Below are 6,590 nucleotides of genomic sequence, written 5' to 3'. Positions count from 1 at the left end.
CGCGGCCAGGCAGCCCGCCAGGGCCGCCTCCAGGCCGCCCACCTCCACATGGGGCTCGATGCCATCAAAGGCGCGGTCGGCCCCCGGCTGCCGGGGGTCGGGGCCGCTGGCATAGCCCAGCAGCAGGGCCAGCGACAGCAGGGCCACGGTCATCAGACGCGGGGTGAGGGTCAAGCGCAGGGCCATGGCGGTCTCCTCTGGGGCTCAGGGCACCATGACGGTGAACTGGCCGGGCACGTTGATCGAGATGACGCCGCCCCACATGCACATCAGCTTGGAGCTGTTGTTGAGCGCCGGCATGTTGCCGATCAGCACCGTGGGGGCGCCGGGCAGCCAGGGGGCGGTGGTCATGGGCAGGCAGGGCATGGGCACCAGCGCGCCCATGGCCGCGGCGCTGGCCGCGGCCACCATGGGGTTGGCCATGCTCTGGCACATGCCGAAGGGCAGCACGTTGACCATGGGCTTGTTGTCCATGATGTTGGCCGCCGGCGCGCCGGTCATGGTGAGGTTGATGGGCAGCACCATCAGCGAGCCGGGCGCCACGCCGAAGGTGCATTGGCACATGGCGCCGGTGCAGACCTGTTGTCCCATGGCGGTCTCCTTCAGCCTTGCCCGCGCACCAGCTGCTCCAGCCGGGCCAGCAGGCCGGGCGTGGCGGCTTCAGTGCCCTGCGGACGGCCCTGGGCGTCAAAGCGGGCGGGGCCGCCCAGGGGCTGGCCGTCACGCCAGAGCTGTTCCTCCATCAGGCCGCCGTCGGGCCAGTGGCGGCGGGCGGGGCCATGCAGGCGGTTGGCGTGGTAGCTCAGGGTCTGGATCACGGTGCCCTGGGCGTCGTAGTCCACACTGGGGCCCTGCAGCAGACCGGCCTGGTACTGGGCCTGGCGCACCAGCCGGCCATGCAGGAAGAAGCGCGCCGGCCCGTGCAGCGTTCCCGCCTGGTAGCGCAGCCGGGCGTTGGGCTGGCCGGCCTCGTCGAAGGTGACGCTCTCGCCGTGCAGCACGCCGGCCTGGTAGCGCTGCTCGGCCACGCAGCGGCCCTGCACATACACCCGGGTCAGGCCGTGTTGGCGGCCCTGGGCGTACTCGGCGCACTGCACCGGCTGGCCCTGGTCATCGTAGAGGGTGAGCAGGCCGTGCAGCTGGCCGGCGTGGTAGTGGGCCAGCATCTGCTGGCGTCCGTCGGGCCCGAAGCGGACCATGCGGCCGTGTGGCTGGCCGGCCAGCAGCTCGGTGCGGGCCAGCAGGCGGCCGTCGTCGTCGCGCTCCTCCACCTGTTCCACCTGCGGCGGCGGGCTGGCGGGGGCGTCGGCCGGGGCGTCCACGGGGCTGGCGGCCGCCGGGGCCTCGGTGTCAGGGGTGAGGAGGGGGCTCATGGGCGGCGCCTGCGGCTTCAGTTGATCTTCACCAGGCCACCCTTGACCGTGAGCATGCCGCCGCCGTCGACGGTCTGCATGGCCGAGGCCTTGTGGGTGATCATGGCGCCCTTGTTGTCCAGCGTGGTGCCGGCCTGGTTGACCAGGCCCATGCCGGCCTTGTTGGTCAGGTTGGTGCCGGCCTGGTTGGTCAGCTCGGTGCCGGCCTTGTTGGTCAGACCGGTGCCGGCCTTGGCGGTGTATTCGGTGCCCGCCTCGGCGCTCAGCGCGCTGCCGGCCTTGATCGACACCGTGCCGCCGGACTTGATGGTGATGTTGCCGGTGACGTCCAGCGTCAGGTCGCCGCTGACCTTGAGCGTGTAGTTGCCCTTGACGGTGTGCTTGAAGGCGGCGTCGTTGTTGAGCGCCTCGTCCTCGGTGATGGTGGTGGTGCGCTTGCCGGTGACGGTGCGCGTCTCGTTGCCCTTTTTCAGCTCCACCTTGAGGTCGCCCTCGGTGAGGGTGCGGGTTTCGGCGCCCTTGGTCAGGGTGACGGTGAGCGCCTCCTCGATCTCCACCTTCATGTCCTTCTGGGCATGGAAGTACAGCTCTTCGGCGTCTTTCTTGTCCTCAAAGCGGATCTCGTTGCCCGCGGTGCCCTGCTTGGACGAGCGGGTCTTGAAGGTGCTTTGCGTCTGGTGGGCGGGCAGCGTCACCGGGGGGGCGTGCTCGCCGTTGTAGACGGCGCCGGTGACCAGCGGGCGGTCGGGGTCGCCATCCACATGGGTGACCACCACCTCCTGCCCCACGCGGGGCAGGAACAGCGCGCCAAAGCCGGCGCCGGCCATGGGCTGGGCCACGCGCACCCAGCAGGAGCAGGTGTCGTCGCTCTTGCCCACGCGGTCCCAGTGGAACTTGATCTTGATGCGGCCGTCCTTGTCGCACCAGATTTCCTCGTTCTTGGGGCCCACGACGATGGCCGTCTGGCTGCCCTGCACCTTGGGCCGGGGCGTGAGCGTGGGGGCGCGGAAGGGCACGGTGGCGGCAAAGGCCTCGAAGTGGTTGTGGTAGTTGTCGTCGCGGGCGGTGTGGATGACCCGGCGCAGCACGTGGGACGTGTTGAGCGCGCTGCGGTAGTGGCCGCTGAGGGTGAATTTGGTGCCCGCGGTGAAGGGGTAGACGTAGCCATCGCCGCGCAGCACCTGGGCCTCGGCGGCGGCGGCCTGCACGCGCAGCTTGGCCAGGGCCTGGCCGGCCGATACGGTGGTGTGGCCGCCGGGCCAGTCGAACTGCTCGCCCTCGCCGGCCGTGCCGGCCGACTCGGCCTTGAGGGCGGTGCTGGGCGCGGTGGGGTCAAAGTCCGACAGCACAAAGGTCTTGGCCACCAGGCGCTGCTCCAGCTCGAAGCGGGCGATGGTGTCGATCATCAGCTGCGGCCCGGTCTCGGGCAGGAAACGCACCGCATCGCCATCGCTGCAGGCGGTGTGGGCGCTGCTGGCATCGGCCAGCACCAGGGTGTGGCTGCCGCTGGCGAAGGTGAAGAAGTAGAAGATGCCGGCCTGCTCCATCAGCCGGCTGATGAAGTCGAAATCGCTCTCGTCGTACTGCACGCAGTATGTGAGCGCGGTGTAGCTGCCGCTGGTCTTGTCGGAGAAGGTGATGCCGTGCCCGCCCAGCACCGCCTTGATGATCTCCAGGACCGTCTTGCTCTGCCAGATCGCCCGGTTGCGGCTGAGCGTGAGCAGCCACAGCTTGGGGCTGACCTCGCAGCGGTAGTGGGCAAACTCGCGGTCGCCGCCGGTGTGTGCAAAGCGCGTGGCGATGCCGCTGAAGTAGCGCGCCGGCCCGCCGCTGAGCTGCAGCTTCACGGTGACGGTCTGGCCGATGATCTTGCAGGCGTCCAGGGTGTTGTCGCCGCCGCGCAGCGCCAGCTGCAGGTGGAACAGCTCGGACAGGCCTTCGCGGGCCTCCAGCGCGTCCAGCATCAGGGCGTCCGCGCCGAAGGGCGTCGTCACCGTCATGAAGGCACCGGTCTGGCTGAAGTTGTCGCGCATGGCGGGGCTCCGGCCTCAGTGCCTGCCCGGGCCGGCGGGCGGCGGGGTGTGCGGATGCAGATGCGGGTGAGGGGGGGGCAGCGGTCCGGCACTCACCGGCGCATGCAGCCCCAGGCGGATCTGGAACTGCCCGGCCGCACCCAGCGAGAGCTGCACATGGCGGAAGGGCTGCTCCATCGCCAGGCGCTCCAGCACCTGGCGCGAGAGCTCGGGCAGGATGTGGTGGGTCAGCAGGTCGTCCACGGCGCGGGCGCCGGCGTCGGTGTGCAGGCCGTGCTGGCTGAGCTGCGCCACCACCGCCTCGTCCCAGCCCAGGCTGGCGTGGTGGTGGGCCTGCAGGCGCTCGGCCAGGCGGCGCAGCTTGAGCAGGGTGATGCGGCGGATCTGCACATCGCCCAGCGGGTAGTAGGGCACCAGCACCAGGCGACCCAAAAAGGCGGGGCTGAACTGCTGCTGCAGCGCCGGGCGCAGCAGTTCGGTCAGCAGCTCCGGCGGCGGGCGCCGGCCGTGGGTGCAGGCGTCGGTGATCAGGTGCTGGGCGGCGTTGGAGGTGAGCAGGATCACCGTGTTGCGGAAGTCCACCGCCACGCCCTCGCCGTCCTCCATGTGCCCCTTGTCAAAGACCTGGAAGAACAGCTCCAGCACGTCGGGGTGGGCCTTCTCCATCTCGTCGAGCAGCACCACCGAGTGCGGCCGGCGGCGCACCGCCTCGGTCAGCACCCCGCCGCGGCCATAGCCGACGTAGCCGGGTGGCGCCCCCTTGAGGCTGGCCACCGAATGCGGCTCTTGGAACTCCGAGAGGTTGACGGTGATGAGGTGGCGCTCGCCGCCGTAGAGCAGCTCGGCCAGCGCACAGGCGGTTTCGGTCTTGCCCACGCCGCTGGGGCCCACCAGCAGGAACACGCCCACCGGCTTGCCGGCGTCGTCCAGCCCGGCGCGGAAGGTGCGGATGCGCCGCGCGATGGTGTCCAGCGCGGCGTCCTGGCCCACCACGCGCTCGGCCAGGCGGTCCTTCAGGTGCAGCACGGTGTGCAGCTCGTCGGCCAGCATGCGGCCCACGGGCACGCCGGTCCAGCCGGAGATGACCTCGGCCACGGCGGCGGCGTCCACCCACAGCGGCACCAGGGGCTCGTCCTCGCGCAGCACTTCCAGGCCCTTCATCAGGCGCTGCAGGGTAGCCGGGGTGTCCAGGCCGTGGTCGTCGTCGGCATCGCCGGCGGCCGCAGGCGGGCTGTCCTCCCGGGCCGGGGCCGGCGCCGCCCGGGCGGCCAGGCGCCGGCGCAGGGCCAGGATTTCGCCCACCGCGGCGCGCTCGGCCGCCAGTTTGGCCTGCAGGGCCTGGCGCTGCTGGCCCAGGCGTGCCCCTTCGGCCTCCAGCGCCGCCAGCGCCTCTGGCGTGGCGCCGGGCTCGCCCAGGGCCAAGGCGCGGCGCAGGGCCTCGCGCCGGTCCTGCTGGGCCTGCAGGCGGCGGGACAGGTCATCCAGTGCAGCCGGGTTGGCGGCTTGGGCCACGGCCACGCGGGCGCAGGCGGTGTCCAGCACACTGATGGCCTTGTCCGGCAACTGCCGGCCGCTGATGTGGCGGTGCGACAGGCGCACCGCCTCGCGCACCGCCTCGTCCAGCACCTCCACGCCGTGGTGGGCCTGCAGCGTGGCCACCATGCCGCGCAGCATGCCCATGGCCACTTCGGGTTCGGGTTCGGCCACCTGGATGACCTGGAAGCGCCGGGCCAGCGCCGGGTCGCGCTCCACGTACTTCTTGTACTCGGCCCAGGTGGTGGCGGCGATGGTGCGCAGCTCGCCGCGGGCCAGCGCGGGCTTGAGCAGGTTGGCGGCGTCGCCCTGGCCTTCGCTGCCGCCGGCGCCAATCAGCTGGTGGGCCTCGTCGATGAACAGGATCACCGGCTGGGCGGCGGCACGCACCTCGGCCATCACCTGCTTGAGGCGGTGTTCGAACTCGCCCTTGACCCCGGCACCGGCTTGCAGCAGGCCCAGGTCCAGCGCCCGCACGCTCACCTGGCGCAGCGCGGGCGGCACGTCGCCGGCCACCACGCGCTGGGCAAAGCCTTCCACCACGGCGGTCTTGCCCACGCCGGCCTCGCCGGTGAGGATGGGGTTGTTCTGGCGGCGGCGCAGCAGGATGTCGATGATCTGGCGGATCTCGGCGTCGCGGCCCTGCACGGGGTCGATGCGGCCTTCGCGGGCCAGACGGGTGAGGTCGGTGGTGAACTGGTCCAGCGCCGGGCTGCTGCAGGCGTCTTGGTGGGGCGCCAGGCTGGGCATGACCCCGGGCAGGGCGCCGGGGGCCGACACCTGCGGCCCGGCGCCGCCACCGAGGGCGCCGAGGGGGTGGCCGCCGGGTTGGCTGCCGGCCTGGACGGCAGGGGCCCCGGCCGCCGGCTGGGCGCGCTGGCCGCCGGCGTCTTCGGCCGAGTGGGCCAACAGGTCGGGCAGCTGCTCGCGCAGCGCGGCCCGCGGGATGTTGAGCAGGCTGGGGGCGCTGTCGATCAGGCGCCCGCGCAGGCGGTCCACCTCCAGCAGGGCCAGCAGCAGGGTGCCCGACCGCACCTGCTGCTCGCCCAGCAGCATGGCGCTGATGAGCCAGGCCTCCTGGAAGCAGGGCCCCAGGTCGGGTGAGAGCGCGGGCATGCGGCCGTTGCCGCGCTTGAAGCTGTCCAGCGCCTGTTGCAGCTGCTGCAGCACGGCCTGCGGGTCCACCTGGAAGCGTGGCAGGATGGCCGCCAGGTCGGGCGCCGGGGGCTGCAGCAGGCAGACCAGCAGGTGCTCCAGGTCCACCTGGAAATGGGTGCGCGCCACGCAGGCCTCGGCGGCCTGGGTCATGGCGGCCTTGCAGGCGGGGTTGAGTCGACCCAGCAGGGTGCGGATGTCGATGTCCATGGGCGCTCCCGTCGGTTCAGGCGGCGGGTTGGGGGGCGTGCGGCGCCGGCGCGGCGTGCCCGCCCAGCGAGACGGTCAGGGCGGCGGGCGGCCGTTGGGCCGTGCCGGCGCCCAGCCAGCTGCTCCAGCCCAGGCGGCTGCGGCCCAGCCGCAGGGGCGGCGCGGGGGCGGCGGGGTCGGGCTGCAGGGGCAGCCGGGCCTGCAACGGGCTGCTGGCGTGGCGGTGCAACAGCCAGCCCAGCCGGGCGGGGGCGGCGCCGCCGGGCAGCAGGGCGCCCCAGCGGGT

General features: G+C 72.3%; 6 protein-coding genes. All 6 read right to left on the bottom strand.

Annotated features, from left to right (window positions below; translation table 11 throughout):
* Positions 1-186: exodeoxyribonuclease V subunit gamma (locus G3A44_RS22945; protein ID WP_163460077.1), on the bottom strand; the 186-nt coding region annotated here is incomplete at its 3' end.
* A gap of 18 nt (positions 187-204) precedes the next feature.
* The gene (locus G3A44_RS22940) at positions 205-591 is read right to left on the bottom strand and encodes a DUF4280 domain-containing protein (RefSeq protein WP_163460076.1); all 387 of its coding nucleotides are present in this window, start codon (positions 589-591) and stop codon (positions 205-207) included.
* An 11-nt stretch (positions 592-602) separates the two neighbouring features.
* Positions 603-1,373 (bottom strand): toxin-antitoxin system YwqK family antitoxin, encoded by a 771-nt coding sequence (locus tag G3A44_RS22935; protein ID WP_163460075.1) that lies wholly within the window; start codon positions 1,371-1,373, stop codon positions 603-605.
* A 17-nt stretch (positions 1,374-1,390) separates the two neighbouring features.
* Positions 1,391-3,406 carry a type VI secretion system Vgr family protein gene (locus G3A44_RS22930; protein WP_163460074.1) on the bottom strand — a complete coding sequence of 672 codons (2,016 nt, stop codon included), beginning with the start codon at positions 3,404-3,406 and terminating at the stop codon, positions 1,391-1,393.
* A 15-nt stretch (positions 3,407-3,421) separates the two neighbouring features.
* The gene (gene tssH / locus G3A44_RS22925) at positions 3,422-6,304 is read right to left on the bottom strand and encodes a type VI secretion system ATPase TssH (RefSeq protein WP_163460073.1); all 2,883 of its coding nucleotides are present in this window, start codon (positions 6,302-6,304) and stop codon (positions 3,422-3,424) included.
* Between the two features lie 16 nt (positions 6,305-6,320).
* Positions 6,321-6,590: type VI secretion system baseplate subunit TssG (locus tag G3A44_RS22920; protein ID WP_203561546.1), on the bottom strand; the 270-nt coding region annotated here is incomplete at its 5' end.

The organism is Ideonella livida, from assembly GCF_010499455.1.
GTDB classification, from domain to species: Bacteria; Pseudomonadota; Gammaproteobacteria; order Burkholderiales; family Burkholderiaceae_C; genus Ideonella; species Ideonella livida.
This window is presented reverse-complemented; position numbering and strand designations above follow the sequence as displayed.